The organism is Mesorhizobium sp. AR07, from assembly GCF_024746815.1.
In the GTDB taxonomy this organism is placed as follows: Bacteria; Pseudomonadota; Alphaproteobacteria; order Rhizobiales; family Rhizobiaceae; genus Mesorhizobium.
In genome coordinates this window covers 556125-571939 of sequence record NZ_CP080528.1, presented here as the reverse complement: position 1 = coordinate 571939, position 15815 = coordinate 556125, and the positions used below count along the sequence as shown (strand labels likewise).

General features: G+C 61.2%; 13 protein-coding genes and 3 pseudogenes. 7 read left to right on the top strand and 9 right to left on the bottom strand.

Features of this window, described 5'->3' with window-relative positions; all coding sequences use genetic code 11:
* Positions 1-185: 185 nt before the first annotated feature.
* Positions 186-1622 (bottom strand): transposase family protein, encoded by a 1437-nt coding sequence (locus BPNPMPFG_RS39005; protein WP_258598297.1) that lies wholly within the window; start codon positions 1620-1622, stop codon positions 186-188.
* A gap of 99 nt (positions 1623-1721) precedes the next feature.
* On the opposite strand from BPNPMPFG_RS39005, the gene istA reads away from it, so the two are divergent.
* Together istA and istB are read left to right on the top strand one after the other, a co-directional pair.
* Complete coding sequence (istA, locus tag BPNPMPFG_RS39000) at positions 1722-3008, top strand: IS21 family transposase (protein WP_258598295.1); 1287 nt, start codon at positions 1722-1724, stop codon at positions 3006-3008.
* On the top strand, positions 3008-3808 hold the full coding sequence (gene istB / locus BPNPMPFG_RS38995; protein WP_258598293.1) for an IS21-like element ISSme2 family helper ATPase IstB: 801 nt from the start codon (positions 3008-3010) through the stop codon (positions 3806-3808). Before istA ends, istB begins: the two co-directional genes overlap by 1 nt.
* A gap of 39 nt (positions 3809-3847) precedes the next feature.
* On the opposite strand, the gene BPNPMPFG_RS38990 is transcribed toward istB, so the two are convergent.
* The 6 genes and pseudogenes from BPNPMPFG_RS38990 to BPNPMPFG_RS38960 form a co-directional block, all read right to left on the bottom strand.
* Positions 3848-4348, bottom strand: a complete 501-nt coding sequence (locus BPNPMPFG_RS38990; protein WP_258598291.1) for a hypothetical protein — start codon at positions 4346-4348, stop codon at positions 3848-3850.
* Between the two features lie 725 nt (positions 4349-5073).
* A pseudogene (locus BPNPMPFG_RS38985) lies at positions 5074-5292 on the bottom strand (hypothetical protein); the annotation flags it as partial.
* A 208-nt stretch (positions 5293-5500) separates the two neighbouring features.
* A pseudogene (locus tag BPNPMPFG_RS38980) lies at positions 5501-5554 on the bottom strand (hypothetical protein); the annotation flags it as partial.
* 123 nt (positions 5555-5677) lie between these two features.
* On the bottom strand, positions 5678-5917 hold the full coding sequence (locus BPNPMPFG_RS38975) for an oxidoreductase (RefSeq protein ID WP_258598289.1): 240 nt from the start codon (positions 5915-5917) through the stop codon (positions 5678-5680).
* Between the two features lie 429 nt (positions 5918-6346).
* Entirely contained in the window at positions 6347-7027 is a 681-nt protein-coding gene (locus BPNPMPFG_RS38965; protein WP_413776967.1) for an OmpW/AlkL family protein, read from the bottom strand.
* Positions 7028-7228: 201 nt separating this feature from the next.
* Positions 7229-9322: a prolyl oligopeptidase family serine peptidase gene (locus tag BPNPMPFG_RS38960; protein WP_258598285.1), complete on the bottom strand. Its 2094-nt coding sequence runs from the start codon at positions 9320-9322 to the stop codon at positions 7229-7231.
* Here BPNPMPFG_RS38960 and BPNPMPFG_RS38955 point away from each other — a divergent pair.
* On the top strand, positions 9313-10071 hold the full coding sequence (locus tag BPNPMPFG_RS38955) for a DUF2285 domain-containing protein (RefSeq protein ID WP_319946063.1): 759 nt from the start codon (positions 9313-9315) through the stop codon (positions 10069-10071). The two genes, BPNPMPFG_RS38960 and BPNPMPFG_RS38955, sit on opposite strands and share 10 nt — an antisense overlap.
* Positions 10072-10094: 23 nt before the next feature.
* Here BPNPMPFG_RS38955 and BPNPMPFG_RS43450 read toward each other — a convergent pair whose 3' ends face one another.
* Entirely contained in the window at positions 10095-10223 is a 129-nt protein-coding gene (locus tag BPNPMPFG_RS43450) for a hypothetical protein (protein WP_413776921.1), read from the bottom strand.
* 232 nt (positions 10224-10455) lie between these two features.
* Here BPNPMPFG_RS43450 and BPNPMPFG_RS38945 point away from each other — a divergent pair.
* A pseudogene (locus BPNPMPFG_RS38945) lies at positions 10456-10678 on the top strand (helix-turn-helix domain-containing protein).
* A 779-nt stretch (positions 10679-11457) separates the two neighbouring features.
* Here the strand turns inward: BPNPMPFG_RS38945 and BPNPMPFG_RS38940 are convergent.
* Entirely contained in the window at positions 11458-12816 is a 1359-nt protein-coding gene (locus BPNPMPFG_RS38940) for an IS1182 family transposase (protein WP_258598283.1), read from the bottom strand.
* Positions 12817-13049: 233 nt separating this feature from the next.
* Between BPNPMPFG_RS38940 and BPNPMPFG_RS43020 the strand changes: the two genes are divergently transcribed.
* From BPNPMPFG_RS43020 to BPNPMPFG_RS38925, 3 genes are all read left to right on the top strand, one after another.
* Positions 13050-13307, top strand: coding sequence for a TatD family hydrolase (locus BPNPMPFG_RS43020; RefSeq protein WP_319946062.1), 258 nt, complete (start codon positions 13050-13052; stop codon positions 13305-13307).
* Positions 13308-13409: 102 nt separating this feature from the next.
* On the top strand, positions 13410-13745 hold the full coding sequence (locus tag BPNPMPFG_RS38930) for a helix-turn-helix domain-containing protein (protein WP_258598281.1): 336 nt from the start codon (positions 13410-13412) through the stop codon (positions 13743-13745).
* On the top strand, positions 13738-14985 hold the full coding sequence (locus tag BPNPMPFG_RS38925; protein WP_258598279.1) for a type II toxin-antitoxin system HipA family toxin: 1248 nt from the start codon (positions 13738-13740) through the stop codon (positions 14983-14985). Before BPNPMPFG_RS38930 ends, BPNPMPFG_RS38925 begins: the two co-directional genes overlap by 8 nt.
* Positions 14986-15815 lie beyond the last annotated feature (830 nt).

The window sequence follows — 15815 nt, the reverse complement described above, 5'->3', positions numbered from 1 at the left end:
GCGTCTCCTCTGTAGGAGCCTCCAAGCGAGTCAGCCGAGACCCCAGTCACCATGACCGTGCGCCCAACGCGGAGATCCAGTTACTAGCCGGGTGGACCGATTGCAGAGTTGGCATCCGCGCCAACCGGGAATTTTCGATGCCCACAATCAGGGAATATTCAACGCCCGATGACACTCGTGTTGCCTCACCTAATTTTGTTACCTAGTGCCTCATCAGGAATGTTACCCGCAGCCAGACGTGCGGAATCTGAAGCGAGGTATGGCGCTGGGCCGCTGACCTCGCCGATGAGCCGCTGCACGGCTTGTTGTCGCCACGCCCTTACTCGCTTCTGCAGCGTGTGAAGCTGGCGCAAGCTGTATCGTCCGGGGTGACGGGCCTGGAACTCGACGAGAAGTTCAAGTGCGGTCTGATCCGGACGCTCTTCAAGGCATCGTGCCATCTCTTCCCAATGGTCCTTAAAGATGTCGGGACGTCGGCCACGCGGTTTGTCGTTGAGCCGACGATACGTCTTCGGCCCAACGACAACACCGCGTGCGCGAGCTGCTTGGCGCCACAGATAGACCCGTCGGACGAGTGTTTTGTACTGCTTGCGGGTAAATCGACCTGGAAACTGGATACACAGCTCTTCGAAGAGTTGCGTGGCATTGATGTTGGGGAATTCTTCCAATCGGCGGCAAACGATCGGCCACACCATGCGGAGCGCCTGGACGCGGGCTTGGCCAGGCTCGGCGTAGACCGGCTTCAGCTTCTCCTGCATCTTCGCGGCTTTCGCGGCAGGAGTGGGTGAGATCACCGGCTTGAGCGCGGCGGTGGGAGCCGCAATAAGGACTTGCGTCGAGACCTTTTGTAGACTTCGTAGGTAACGCGGTTTGGCTTCGGTGGAGAACGTCGGACGGATTTCACCCGCATGCCAGGCACTCGACAGGCTTGCTACGAACGCGGCCAGGTCGGGTGGTTCGGATGTCGTCGGCGGCGGTGTTTCGCCGTCAGCCAGGGCTGCGAGATAAGCCTGCACAGCTCGCATTTCCTCCAGAAGCTTCAGCGGATCGAGGTCGGCGGCGATCTCGCGCAGCTTGCTCTTGGCAGCCATCGGGATGCCCTCCGCCTGCAGGAGACGCTCACAGGGAGTCTGCGGTGGATGATAGCGCTTGGCCACCTTCGCTCCGTCGCGCTGCTTGGCAGCCAGCTTGAACGAGGGCTGGAAGAAGTTCACAAACAGCCGGGATGCCCCGTAAAGGCGCGTGATCGCTCTGGCCGCCGCCAAGCCTTCAAAGCGCCGATAACCCAGGAGCTTCCGTACAACGGCGCCATTTTTCTGCTCTATCCACGCTTGGTCGTTCTTACGGTAAGGCCGCGAGCGAGTGAGTTCGATGCCGTGACCAAGGCAATATTCGATCAGCCTGTTGTTGACGAACTCGCTGCCATTATCCACATCCAGCGCTCTCAGGGCAAAGGGCAAGCCCATGCGGATGCGCTCGAGTGTCTCGACCACGAGGGTGCCTTCTCGGACCACGATGGGCGCGGCCTCCGTCCATCCGCTCGCGATATCGGTCAGAACCAGGCTGTGAACGTAGCTACCGCGGTTGGCCTCTCCGCAATGAGCAACCAGGTCCATTTCCATGCTGCCGGGAAGCGGCTCGTTCCAGTTGTCGGGCGAAATGAGAAATTGACCCCCGAACGAAACGAAGAACTGACCCCTCTCTTTTGAGAGGAAGAATCGATGACGAGAGAGTTTTCATCGCAACTTGCATTGTCTGGAACGATGCGGGTTGAGGAAATGCGATCGGGGGAAGAAGTTTTGGCTATGGTAGGCCTTCACGAACGAGGCTGGGGAGCGAAACGAATTGCGCAGGAGTTTGGATGCGCGCGCAACACGGTTCGCCGATATCTTCGTGAAGGTGGCGTTGTTGCGTATCGCCAGCCCGTGCGTCGGACAGCATTTGATGGTCTGGACGATTGGCTTCGGGAGCGTTTCTTTCGCCACGACGGGAACGCGGACGTCATTCGCCAGGAGTTGGAGAGCGAGCATGGCATCGTCATCGGGTTGCGCTCGGTAGAACTTCGGGTTCGACAATGGCGGCGCGAGTTGAAAGCGCAGAAGCGGGCGACGGTGCGCTTCGAGACGGCGCCTGGTCATCAGATGCAGATCGACTTCGGCGACACGCGGGTATGGATCGGCGGCGAGCGGGTGCGGATCCATGTGTTTGTCGGGACGCTTGGCTATTCGCGCCGGATGCACATCCGGGCCTCGCCGAGGCAGCGCCAGACCGACTGGTTCGAAGGGATGGAAGGCGCTTTCCTGCGGTTTGGGGGCGTGCCGGCGGAAGTTCTGATCGATAATGCAAAGGCGCTGGTTGAGCATCACGACGCAGTGACGCGCGAGGTGAGGTTCAACGCCCGGCTGCACGCTTTTGCCCGATATTGGGGCTTCACACCGCGGGCCTGTGCCCCTTATCGGGCCAGGACGAAGGGGAAAGACGAACGCGGAGTCGGCTACGTCAAGAAGAACGCGATCGCCGGCCGCCGGTTCGAGAGCTGGGCGGCGTTCGAGGCGCATCTGGATCGGTGGACGCGCGAGGTTGCCGACCGGCGTGAACACGGCACCACCGGCGTTGCGCCCGTGGAACGTTTTGCCGCTGAAGCTCAAGCGCTCCGCCCGCTTTCCGGCAGGGCGCCGTTCGGGCAACTGCGGGACCTGATCCGCAAGGTCCAGGCCGACTGTGCGATCGATCTGGATACGAACAGCTACTCGGTGCCCTGGCGCCTGATCGGCGAGAGCGTCCAGGTCGTGGTGTTGGCTGGCCGTGTGATCATCCGTCATGCAGGCCAGGTGGTAGGCGATCATGCCCTGTGCCGGGGGCGACGACAACGGATAGTGGACCGGGCGCATTTTGTCGGCGTCGCCGGCTTTGAAGGGCCGGTGCGCGCGGATCCCATCGAGATCGCTCCAGCCGCCCTGCTGCGGCCGCTTGCGGAATACGAGGCGGCTGTCGGAGGGGGCTGGTGATGACGAACGTGGATCATGACATGCTCATCGCAACGCTCGATCGGCTGAAGCTGACGGCGATCCGCGACCAGCTCGACACGTTGCTGGACGAAGCTGCCCGCTCGAAGATGACGTTACGCGAGGCCCTGGGCTTCCTAGTGTCGCGCGAGATCGCCCGGCGCGACGAGCGGCGCATCGCCATGTCGAGCAAGATCGCCCAGTTCCCCTTCGTGCGCGAGCTGGACGGCTTCGACTTCGACGCCCAGCCATCGCTCGATCAGGGGCAGATCAGGGAACTCGCCACCTGCCGCTGGATTGCGCACGGCGACACACTTTTGTTCCTCGGCCCACCCGGCACGGGCAAGACCCATCTGGCCGTGGCCCTCGGCCGCGAGGCGATCCGCCAGAATTACAACGTGCAGTTCATCACGGCTGCTACGTTGGTGGCGACGCTGGCCAAGGCCCACAGCGACGGCTCGCTCGACAAGCAGTTGGCGATCCTGTCGCGGCCGAAACTGCTCATCATCGACGAACTGGGCTATCTGCCCTTCGAGGCCAATGCCGCCCACCTGTTCTTCCAACTCGTGTCACGGCGCTACGAGAAGGGTTCGATCCTGATCACCTCCAACCGCTCCGTGGGCGAATGGGGAAGTGTTTTTGGCGACCCCGTTGTGGCCACGGCGATCCTGGACCGCCTGCTTCACCACTCCACGGTGATCACCATCCGCGGCGACAGCTACCGTCTCCGCGAAAAGCGTCGGTCCGGCCTTCTGCAGAAGACCGGACCGACGCTTGAACCCAACGAAACAGCAAACCAGTGAAGGGGGTCAGTTCCTAACTTCGCCAAAGGGGTCAAATCCTCACTTCGCTTGACACCAGTCAGCAAAGGTGCGCATTTTGATGCGCCGCCGCGGCTCTGGCACAACCCTTGGCGGCTTTTTCGTACGCATGGTGCGCCTCGGCATCTGGAGCAAGCGGTCGATCGTCGCGGCGCTCATAGACAGGATCTTGTGGCGTATCTCCTCCTCGAGCTTCAAATGATCGTTGCGTTCCAGCGCCGGCAATAGAATGGGCAGCAGTGCCTTAAGGCGCTTGCCGCAGACTCGATCTGAAGCTTCCCACAGCACAATCAACGCGCCCCGAGCGGCCTCGTCATAGAGCGACGGGCGTTGACGGGTCTGCCGGCTCCTCGGCTGCGGGGGGCTGTTCAGGACACGGATTGCGGACTTTTCATGATAACCCGTCGCCGCGATGAACTCCTCCAAGATCCTGCGCTTGTCCTTGTTCGCTGCGGCCGCATAGCGAACCCTGACCGCATTGGCGAGTTCCATGCGAATAGCATGCGTCATCTTCGTCGTCATGATGCCTCCCTCGTGGTGAGAGCATCATCGCGGTATTCGCCTTCACGGGTAACATTTTAGGTGAGGCAACCAAGACGCGCGGTAACATTTTCTTTGAGGCAATGCGACACTTGGCGATCACGGCCTCTTCCTTCTTCTGCATCTGGAAGGTCCTGCTGTAGTATGGCCGGACATATGCCCCGCCAGAAAGCTTTGGGCTAACATTTCGACATTCTCCGCATGACTATCGTCGGTCCGTGACGCGTTTGCGGATGACACGATGCAATATGCGCGCCGAAGGAAAAACCCGTTTAGACACAAGGCAATCGATCGGACCGGCTATGTCGGATGTCCGACATTCGTCGGGCGTCGGACAATGCCAAGTGACATTGACCTGTTGCACGCCGGGTTGCCAAAAGTGGGCCGTCGTCCAGTCAGCGATGACAGCAACCTGAGCAACGCGAGACGAGCGATTGCCGGGATGGATCACAGCTCAAGATTGCAGCACGGGCTGGTGGTCGCTTTGTAGCGCTCATCCGCGGGGAAGATGAACGACGGATCCGCCGATGCCGGCACCAGCGAACCGGCTTCGATCTGCGGCACGTATCGACTGCCATTTCCAGGCGCGGCGATCAGTCATGGCTGGATAGGGCGATGGTAATGAACACCCCGCCCGTCAGCTACAAGCGCCTCTCCAACCGAAGGCTTGGGAACGTCCACCTTGCCTGTCACGATGGCGAAGTCCGATGCCAGATATCGCTGGGCGACGGCGTATTACGGCGCAACGGGCGAGCATAGTCTGGCCCGAACTTGCGGCCCCAGCGCCGTATCTCTCGTAACGACACGGCAATGCCGCGCTCCAGCAGCATTTCCTCGACAAGGCGCAGGCTGAGGGGGAAGCGGTAGTAGAACCATACGGTGTGCGCAATGCTCTCGGTCGTGGTCACGAGCAATCCGGGAACCACGGGGCCGCGCTAGACTTAACCAGTGTCCCGCATGGTCTCCCTTGCTGCCGCGCGAGCGGCCAGTTGCCTTGCCAAGCCAGGAGCTCTTTTGGCCAAATGAGCCCCGTTGTGGCGATTCCAGCAGCGGAACTGGGTCTGCGCCGAGCGCGTACGCTGCGTGCCCAGCCCAAAAAGGATCGAGTAGCGCCTCCCTGCCGATTGCAATCAGATCGGCATCGTCAGCAGCCAGAATCTCTTCGGCCTGCTGCGCATCCACAATCATGCCGACCGCCTGCCTCATCACGCCTGTCTTCCTGCGAATCCGCGCGGAGAAGGCAAGTTGGAAACCGAGGCCACGAGGAATTGCGGCGTTGTCGTCGCATCGGTTAGCCCGCCGGAAGAGCAGTCAATTACATCGACTCCGACCTCTTTCAGACGCACCGCCAGAGCGATTGACTCTTCGAGATTCCAGCCGTTCTCGGCGCCGTCGAAAACGGACAACCGCACAAACAACGGCTTGTGCTCCGGCCATGCCACGCGCGTCCTCAGCGAGCTCAATGGCCAAGCGCATGCGTCTGTCGCGGTCACCGCCATAGGCATCCGTCCTCAGGTTGGCATGAGGGGAGAGGAATCCGACGATCTTCACGATCTATGAACTGGCATCGGCCCTCGGCGTCAGCCACAAGGATCTGGTTCGCCCCGACAAACAGGCCTGACACACCCGACTTCCAAATAATTGCTGCGCGCCCGCGCGCCTGAAGAGGCCGCGTTGACCAGGGTACTCTTCCTGGTCCGGTGGAAGCGGGGAGGCCGCCCCTCGACAAAGCTCCTCCAAGTGTCGTCCCACAATCGGCTGCTATGCGTCGGGGGGCATCGATAAAGCTGATCCGAACGTTCCTACGAGATCTCGGGCACCTCCCGCCTACCAAGGCGCCTCCTCGACGATCCGGGTCGATTCGCCTGTGCAGGCCGACGATAAAAAGGGCGCACGAGGCGCCCTTCATTTCAGATCGGCTGCCCAAACGAGCGCTTACTTCGTGGTCGGGGCTTCAACAAGCCCCCTTCGCTTCCGTTGTTAGAAGCGGTAGGTGACACCTGCGCCTATCAACCAGGGATCGAGCGCCGCTTTTCCCGTCAGTTTCGCCCCGGCAACGGTGACGTCGAAGTCTGGCTTCAGGAAAAGCTTCTTCACGTCGAAGTTGACACCCCAGTGCTGATCCACCATGTAGTCGAACCCGACCTGCAGCGCTGTGCCGAACGTATTCTTAACCTTGAGAGCATCGGCGCTGCCGGCATCCTGGTTATAGAAGATCGTGTAGTTCACGCCGGCGCCGACATAGGGCTTGAACGCGCCGAAATTGGTAAAATGATACTGCAATGTGAGGGTAGGCGGCAACAGCCAAACCTTGCCGATATTGCCCAGCCCGCCGATTGTCCCTTGGCCCTCGATGTTGGCATAGGTGGTGCCCAGTATGAGTTCGGCGGCGATGTTGTCCGTGAAGAAATACGAGATATCGAGTTCCGGCGTCACCGTGTCCGAATAAGAAAGACCGGAGCCGGGCACCGTATTAACGTAGCCCGAGTCCTCAGTGATGACCCCCAACGCGCGCAGGCGGATCTGCCAAGGGCTTGGCCATTCCGTGACCGAGGCTCCCGCCTGCGGGACGCTCGCGGCTTGCACAAGGTCCGCCGCGACGGCCTGCTGTCCCACCACGATGAAGACGACGGCCGCTGTTACTCCCCGCGCCACGCCCATTCGTTTTCTCGCCATGACATTCTCTCCTTTACCTTCAGAAATGATGCACTGCACTACTAATAATCTCCTCGGATTGATTGATATTGACGGAGTCTCATGCTCATTTTACAATAGACTGTGCCGACATTATTTGCGCATTTCCGCAATCATTGACCTGTGCCAACTTTATTTGAAACGTTGCTCTTGTTGGGCCCCGGTCACCTATCGACCGCTATCGGCTTGCCAGCCGATCGCACTGCGAAGGAAATTGTTGCCCAGGGCAATGAATGCGGCTCGCTCCCGGTTGTCCTTGCCGTAGCCGTGCCCGCCCGCGCTGGGCTCGTAAAAGTAAGCCTGATAGCCAAGAGCCTGCAGCTTTGCGGCCATCTTACGCGCGTGGCCCGGGTGGACGCGGTCGTCCCGCTTGGTGGTGGCGAGCAGGATCGGGGGGTAGGGCTGTCCCGGCGTCGCGGCGTGATAGGCAGAGATTTCCTTCAGGAAAGTCCAATCGTCCGGTTCGTCGGCATCGCCATATTCGTCGATCCAGCTCGCGCCCGCCAAAAGCTTGGTGTAGCGGCGCATGTCGACAAGCGGGATTGTGCAGAACAGCGCGCCGAAACGCTCAGGATAGCGGGTAAGCATGTTGGCGATCAGGAGGCCGCCATTTGAGCCGCCCTCGGCGGCAATCAGCCCCGGCCGCGTAATGCCCCTTCGCACGAGGTCGGCCGCAACGGCGGCGAAATCGTCATGGGCGAGACGCTTGCCCTCTCTGCGTCCCGCCTCGTGCCAACGGGTGCCGAACTCGCCGCCTCCCCGAATGTTCGCCACCACCCACGTGCCGCCGCGTTCGAGCCACAGCTTGCCGATCGAGGAGTTGTAGTAGGGCAGGAGCGATATGCCGAACCCGCCGTAGGCGGTGAGGTGAACCGGGGCATCCCCGTTCCCGTTCGCCGGACCGACCTGCGTATAGGGGACCATCTCACCATCGATCGAGACTGCCTCGTGGCGCGTGACCACGAGCCCGGATGCGTCGAAATTTTCCGGGTTGCGCTTCAGGATTACTGAAGCGCTGAGAGGCGGCGCGGTATTGAGGTCAAATAGGAGAAGCTGCGGCGGCGTGATCGGATCCTGAGCCCAAACCAGGACCTCTCCATTGGTCTCGTGAAGTTGCGCATCGAGTGACCAAAGGTGAACAGTCCCGTGGCCGGGCACGGTGTCCACGGCTCGGCGCGTGCATTCCTGCCGGCGTGGAGTGAACGTCTCGAAACGCGGAACGAGGTTCACCAGGTAGGAGATGATGAGCTCCCCGTTGTTCCAGAAAAATGACTGCAGGGAGCGCCTCTCGCCTGGTTCAAACAGGGTGACAAAGCCGCGCTCGCCGGCCATGAAAGAGGAAAGCGAGATGCCGATCAGCGCGTCGGCGGCATAGGTAGTCCCTCCAACCGTCCAGGGATTGCGCGGCTTTGCCGCCAGCCAGTCATCGAAGCCATTCCACCAGGCGTCCCGAGGAAGGTCGATCTCAACCTTCGGCCCGCTTCTATCGCCAATGCGGACTATCTTCTCGAAGTAGGCCGGCTTTTCGATAAACCAAAGGCGCTCGCTATCGGCGGTGCGGTCCAGATGGCCAGACACGCCGAGGGTTTCGGAAACGGTCTCGAAGATTACCGGCGCGGTGAGCGGATCCGCGCCACGCTTCCACAGCCGGACGGTGCGCGCGTAGCCGGAGCGGGTGGCCATGCCATCACCAAGCGCACTGGAAAGCAGAAGCGTGTCAGGGTCGAGCCAATCAATGCCGCCCTTGGCTTCCGGGAGATTGAAACCGTCGGCGACTAAGCTCAGAGTCCCTAGATCGAATTCGCGATGCACGACCGCATCGCTGCCGCCGCGCGACAGGCGCAGAACCGCTTTTTCCCGTCTCTCCGGCTCGATCGACGCGCCGCCCCAGATCCAGTCTTCTCCGTCACTAACGGCGAGGGCGTCCAGATCGAGCAGTACTTCCCATTGGGGATCCGCCTTCATGTAGGCGGCAAGGGTGGTCCGGCGCCACAGTCCGTGCGGGTTACGGGCATCTTGCCAGAAATTGTAGAGGTACTGACCGCGGCGCGTGATCAGGGGAATCTTGTCGGGACGGTCGAAAATCGCTGTCAGGGCCGCGCGGTCGCGCTCGAACTGCGTTCCACCGAAGTTCTCCAGGGTCCTTGCCGACTGGCTGGCGGTCCAGTCAAGTGCCGGTTCGCCTTCTATATCTTCAAGCCAAAGATAATAGGGATCATCGTCGGGAGCATTCAGAGTTGGACGGACATCGAATGCGGTCATGTCCGGACAACCCTAGGAATGAAAGCGCAAAGGCTTCCGTCGGCTCGGGAACGCTCAGTGTTCGCGGCGGCGACCGCATGTTCGAAAAGCGTGATCATGGTATGAGTTCTTCTCAGTCGGCGCGGCGCGGCAGTACGTTTGCGGATAGGACTGCATGTGTCGTGCCAACTAGGAAAATCGTTTCAGAACAATGCGATCACTCTGATAGCGTTGTGTCTCATGTCCGACATCGTCGGAGATCCGACAATGACTGCAACCTTAAGCGCCTGATCGATCTCGTATGCGAGCTCGCAGGACACCCGCAAACTCAAGCAGTGAAGCTCACAGCGAACTGTTGGGACGCAACATCTTTGCTCCAAGACGCTTCTCGTACCCTCCAGCTCGGCGCCTTGGGCGCGGACTATCCTGCACCCCGTTTGCCTGCGCACCGAGGCGATCTGGCCCGCGATGCTTTCGAAGCATCGCCTGAGGGCGATCGAGTGCCTCAATGCCCTCAGTCTGGGTCAACAACTGCCCACCGCTTGTTTCCGCCGGAAAAACGCGGCCCCCGTTTGACCTTCGTTCTTCGTGCGCTCGACGAATCGCTCGCCGGAGCGCCACATCGCGAGCTCGCTGAAGCTCTGATCGGTCAACGGCGCGTCCACGCCGATTGGAGGGATCCTCGCGATCATCTGCGCGACCGCATCCGCCGCGCCGTCTCTCGTGGCCGCGCGCTCATGCATGGCGGATACAGAGATTTCCTTGTTTGAAAGGTGACAGTCCGCGCTGTGCGTCAGCCGGCGAACAGTTCCTTGTAGCCGGTCGTCACCATCCAGTTCGCCCGGTCGATATGGCTGCGAAGGGCCCTGCGGGCGCGTACCGGTTCAAGGGCCGGGTCGATGCCGAGAATGAGATCGACCATTTCCTTTTCGCTGGCATTGTCGGCGCAGGCGTCCAGGATCCGCAGGTAGATGGTGAAATGCTCCCTGTCGTAGCTCGTGAAACTCTCTGCCCAGGGGACGTCGTCGACGACACGCGGCGTTCCGTCAGTTACGTGACATGGGTTTTTACCTTCACAGTTCTAAGCCTCCACCCATGCCGGTTTGTCAGAATACTCCGTGGTGGGATGCTCTACAGGAGCTGGCCTCTCACGCATGGAGATTCGAGAAGTCTTTGCCCGCAATCTGCGACAGCATCGACAGAGAAAGAGGCTATCACAGGAGGCGTTGGCGCATGAGGCCGGCGTTGACCGGACTTACATCAGCGCGCTGGAACGTGGCGTGTGCGGCGCCACTATCGATTGACAAGCTTGCCACGGTACTCGAAGTTGAGCCGGCAGTCTTGTTGGATCGGCGGTCGCAGACAGATGCGCAATGATGATGCGCGGGAAAGTTTGACAGCGCTGCGCGCTGTCCCCGCATCGACCGACAGCTCGCTCGACGTGGATGTCGCACTCGAATGCTGAGAGCCGTCGCGATTGATAATGGTGTGCCTGGCGTGCAGCAGGTCCCGGTTGCCCGGCGCTGTCTCAAGGAATAGCGGACAGAATCCCCCGGGGGAAAGCTGATTCACGCACCTTTCAGCCACGCTCAGCGTTGTCCGATACCCGACAATGTCGGATACACAACGCAGCAGAATCTGATCCATCAGTTGTTTTTAAATGCTTTTTCGCTTTGGCACGGTACATGCACTGCATACGGCAAAAGGCGTTCGGACTGAGGAGAAGTCGTCCCATGGCTGCGAAAAGCCGCTGAATTACGCCACCTCCCAAGGCGTACCCGGCCCGGCGGCGAGCTCAGTCTCCTGCCGGGCATCCGGTTTCAGGGTGTATGTGCCCCTGGTGTTCGGAAGTTGAAGTTGGGCGGCGGCAATGTCCGGCTGAAGAGGATTGCGGCGGATGGAATATGAGAAGGCAATCTCCAACCGTCTCGAGAGGGATTTCCGACGGCATTAAGAAGCGCCGGATAGACTCAGCGCCCAGGGACGGGGCACTCGTCGTCTAGCAGCCTGTCGGACTGATGTCTTCAATCGAAGGCAGAGTGGCTCTGGCTGGTCGAGACCTGTGAATGGCCAGGAGCCGGTCCGAGAGAGGCTTTGGTCGGCGATTTTTGACCGGTGGACGCTTTGGCGGTCTTCAGGCTTTGATGACGCCCCCATCAGGCTGGCATCAGGGCGAACATGCGCTTGATGTTCCAGGTCATGGTCACGAGGTTCCATTCGCCGCAAGCCTTTTTGTGGCCGCGCATCGAGAACTGCCGGAAGCCCAGAACGGATTTGATGATGCCGAACACCGGCTCCGGTGTCTGCTTGCGCAACGCATAGAGCCTTTTGCCTTCGGGTGTCTTCAGGCGGTGGGCCATGGCCTCGACAGGCGTCGGATTTTCCGGCGGCGGCGGTGGCTCGGCAAGCCGCTCGCTGAGCGGCGGGTAATGCGCCTGCCGGCCCGTGGCGATCAGCGGCTCGATGCCGGCGTTCGCGCAGGCATCGACATTGGCAGCGCTGAAGTAGCCGCTGTCGGCCAACAGCGTATCGGGCCGTCCCACCTCGTCCGGCAAGGCCGTGATCTTGTAGACCATCGGCGCAAGCTGCTGTTTGTCGTTGGCCGCCTGCACCACCTCCGCCGCGACCACCAGCAGGCTGCCTTCAGCGACGACGGCCTGCGCATTGTAGCATTGCTCGAACCCGCCGCCGGCCACCGGCATGATGCGCGAATCCTCGTCAGTCAGATTGATCTGGTCGGTGGGCGAAGGGCCCGATGCAGGTGGGGACGGCGGCTTGCCGCCGGGCTTCTTGCCCGTGCGCTTTTCCTTTTCCTGCCGCGCCGCAAGTTTTGCCTCATACTCGGCCTGCTCACGGGCGTGGCGCTCTTTGGCCCGCGCCTCGATCTTGGCGCGCGCCTCGGCAAGCTTGCCTAACCGCTCTTCCCGCAACGCAAGTTCTTCGGGGATCGAAAAGCCATCGGGAAGGTCGGCCTGATCGGCAGCTTCGGCCTTCGCCATCAGTTCGGCCACCTCGGCCTTCAGCTGTGCTTCGATCTTGCCCGCATGCTCATACGAAAGCGCGCTGTGCCGGCTGGCATTGGCGTGCAGCTTCGTCCCGTCAAGCCCAACCGTGCCCATCTTCAGAACGCCCATCTCGCGCGCCAGCAGCAGCACCTGCACAAACAGACCTTCGATCTCCTTGAGAAAACGCCGCCGGAACGCCGCTATCGTATCGTGGTCAGGATGATCGTTCGCCGCGATAAACCGGAAGGCCACCGAGTCATACGTCGCCCGTTCAAGCTTGCGGCTCGAAAAAACTCCCGTCGCATAGCCATAAACCACAACAGCAAGCAGAACCTTCGGGTGATACGACGCCGAACCCGACCCGCGATAGCTGCCGCTCATCGCCCGCAGGTCCAGCCCTTCGACAACCTCCACGACAAAACGCGCAAGGTGCCGCTCGGGAAGCCATTCATCCACCGAGGGCGGCAGAAGAAACCCGCTCGTACGATCGACCATTCGAAAGTTGCTCATCGCACAACCGGACATCTGGCTGGAGAATCAATCGCTTGATTCTAGTCGATATCCCTCCGGTGCGCTAAGTCCGACAGGCTGCTAGAAGCTTTTGTCCGACGGTGCGATGGGTGGCATCGGAAAACATCGCCGGCATGTAGCGGCCGCAGCCGGCGTCTGTTCGACAGGCTGATCGCGTTCGGCGCCGTCCGTGAGCTGGCGCGAGATCTCCATGTCCATCACCGCATGAACAGATCCACGACGACAACTCCTGCGCCCAATCAGACGCGACGCTCGGCTGCTTTTGTCCGTCGCCGCTGAGATACCCCGCTCGGATCGGAGGGGGCGCCTTCGTCACCGAATTCCCGACCGATCGGATCCTGACGGAGACAGATGGCCCCTTCACTCAGGTTGACGGTCGTCCCAGCGAGCCCGCTGACGTGAAAACCACTGTCGCCGCGATCGCTGACGTTCGGAATCTCCCGGTCGATGCCGCCTCGCGACGTCGGTAAGATTAAACCTCGCCTCCTGCTGGGCGGGCCTTGGACGGGGCTAGAAACAATTGTAATCTTCGTGCTACCTATTCAGCCATTTTGTAGTGCGAAGGTATCAAAATGCCAACCCCACACAACCCTCCTGCTGCCGTGCGGCGCGCCCTGCGTAAGCTTGGGGCGGACATTCACGATGCGCGTCGACGGCGACGGCTGCCGATGGCGGTCGTGGCCGAGCGCGCCTTCACGTCTCGCTCGACACTCCAACGGGTCGAAGCCGGGGACAACAACGTCAGCATCGGCATTTATGCCGGCGTCCTGCAGGCGCTCGGCCTGCTCGAGGGCCTGAGTCAAGTCGCCGACGTCAGAAACGACAGCGTCGGACAGGCGCTGGCCAGCGCCGATCTGCCTAAGCACGTCCATCTCAGGCGGCCAGTCGGATCATCGCGCGATGACTGACTTCGAGGTGCATATCGATCTGGACGGTCGCATACGCCCGATCGGAATGGCGAGGAGCAATCGCGTCCGAGGCACGGAGACCATCCTTTTCGAATATGATGGCGCATGGCTTAAGGACCCGGACCGCTTCTCGCTGGAGCCTGCTCTTGCTCTGACCCGCGGGGCCTTCGCTGCTTCTGCCGGTCTTGCGACTTTCGGGTCCATCAGCGACTCGGCGCCAGATACTTGGGGTCGCCGCCTTATGCAGCGCGCCGAGCGCCGCCTGGCGGAACGCGAAGGACGCGCCGTTCGCACCCTCACGGAAAGCGACTATCTGCTTGGCGGCGCCGACGAGACCCGCCTTGGCGCACTCCGCTTCCGCTGGGTTGGCGACGAGGTTTTTCAGGCACCGACCCGCGATGGCGTTCCCGCCCTGATCGAGCTTGGCCGGCTGCTCCAAATCACCGAGCGAATTCTTCGTGACGAAGAAACGGACGAAGACATGCAGCTCATTTTTGCCCCTGGCTCCTCCCTCGGCGGTGCCCGGCCGAAGGCGTCGGTCATCGATCAACAAGGGCGCCTCTCCATCGCCAAGTTTCCGAAGGAGACCGACGACTACAGCATGGAGACCTGGGAGGAGATCGCGCTGAGGCTGGCCGGTCAGGCAGGTATCGCCACGCCCCTGCACGAGCTGATCGACGTCGCCGGAAAGGCGGTCATGCTGTCGCGGCGTTTCGACCGTGATGGTGCGATCCGCATCCCGTTCCTATCGGCGATGGCGATGATGGGCGCCAAGGATGGCGAGCGTGGCAGCTATCCGGAGATCGTCGATGCCCTTGCGCAACACGGCGCACAGGGAAGGACGGACGCCCATGCCCTCTATCGGCGTGTCGTTTTCAACGTGCTGATCTCCAATGTCGACGATCACCTGCGCAATCACGGCTTCCTGTGGCTGGGAAAGGCCGGATGGTCGCTGTCACCGGCATACGACCTCAACCCCATCCCGACCGATCTCAAGGCGCGGGTGCTCACCACCAACATTGATCTCGACGAGGGCACCTGTTCGCTCGATCTTTTGGAGGGCGCGTCGGAGTTTTTTGCGCTCACGCTGGCGCAAGCCCGGGCGATTATCAAAGGAGTCGCGGCCGTGACCGCGACATGGCGGGACGCCGCCAAGGCAGTCGGCGCCCGCTCGGCCGAGATAAACCGCATGGCCAGCGCCTTCGAGCACGACGACCTCAAGCGGGCGCGGGCGCTGTGACAAGGACATTCCTTCACGGTTTCTATCCAGCAGCGCCAGTCCCGGCGGCCCCGCGTCGCATGAAATACGACACAGATAAGCGAAAGGAACATACAGACAGTGATTACCCGAGGGGTGATCCGGATCGCTCGCAAGGGAACGATGGGCAAGGCAATCGCGGTGGCAGTCTAGATCTGGATGGACCCTCCCAGGGTCGTTCAACAGATTGAGAGGCCTCGCTCTCCTACCCCATCATGCGGCCGGTCAGGTGCGGACCGCGAAGAGAAGCGAGTGACCAACGGGGCGACATCGTTCGGAAAAGACGGGAGCCTGACCTCACCGACCGCAATCGGAGAACTCCAGCCTCGCCCGCGCCTCCGCGTTCTCCGGCAGGCCTACACCGCCTGCGCCGCGCCTTGGCATCTGGATCTTGAGGATATCGTCCTTGCTGAGTTTCTGCGGCCGAGCTCAAGTTTCCCCAGCGGCTCCGCACTGTCCACAAAGGACTTCAAAGCAAGTGATCCCACCGGTGGCGGCGGAAGCGATTATATCCTTTGCACGACAGTGCCAAAGGTTCATCGGCCAGGTAAGCTGTGGACGAACCTCCCCGGAGCGGGGCTCGCAACGTGTCTTTGGGATTGCAATCCGTTCATCATCCAGCCGTTTCGGTTCGCGCCAGATATTCCCCACATCCAACCGCGGGTCTCGACCATAATGTCCCGATCGCTACCTCCTATTCCACGCGCAGACCCAAGGATCGCCCGATGCGATCTGAGCTGATGTCGCGCAAGCATCGGTCAAGTACCGTTCGCCCTGCCGGAGGGAAGCGAGCCACGCGATGCCGTAGGGTA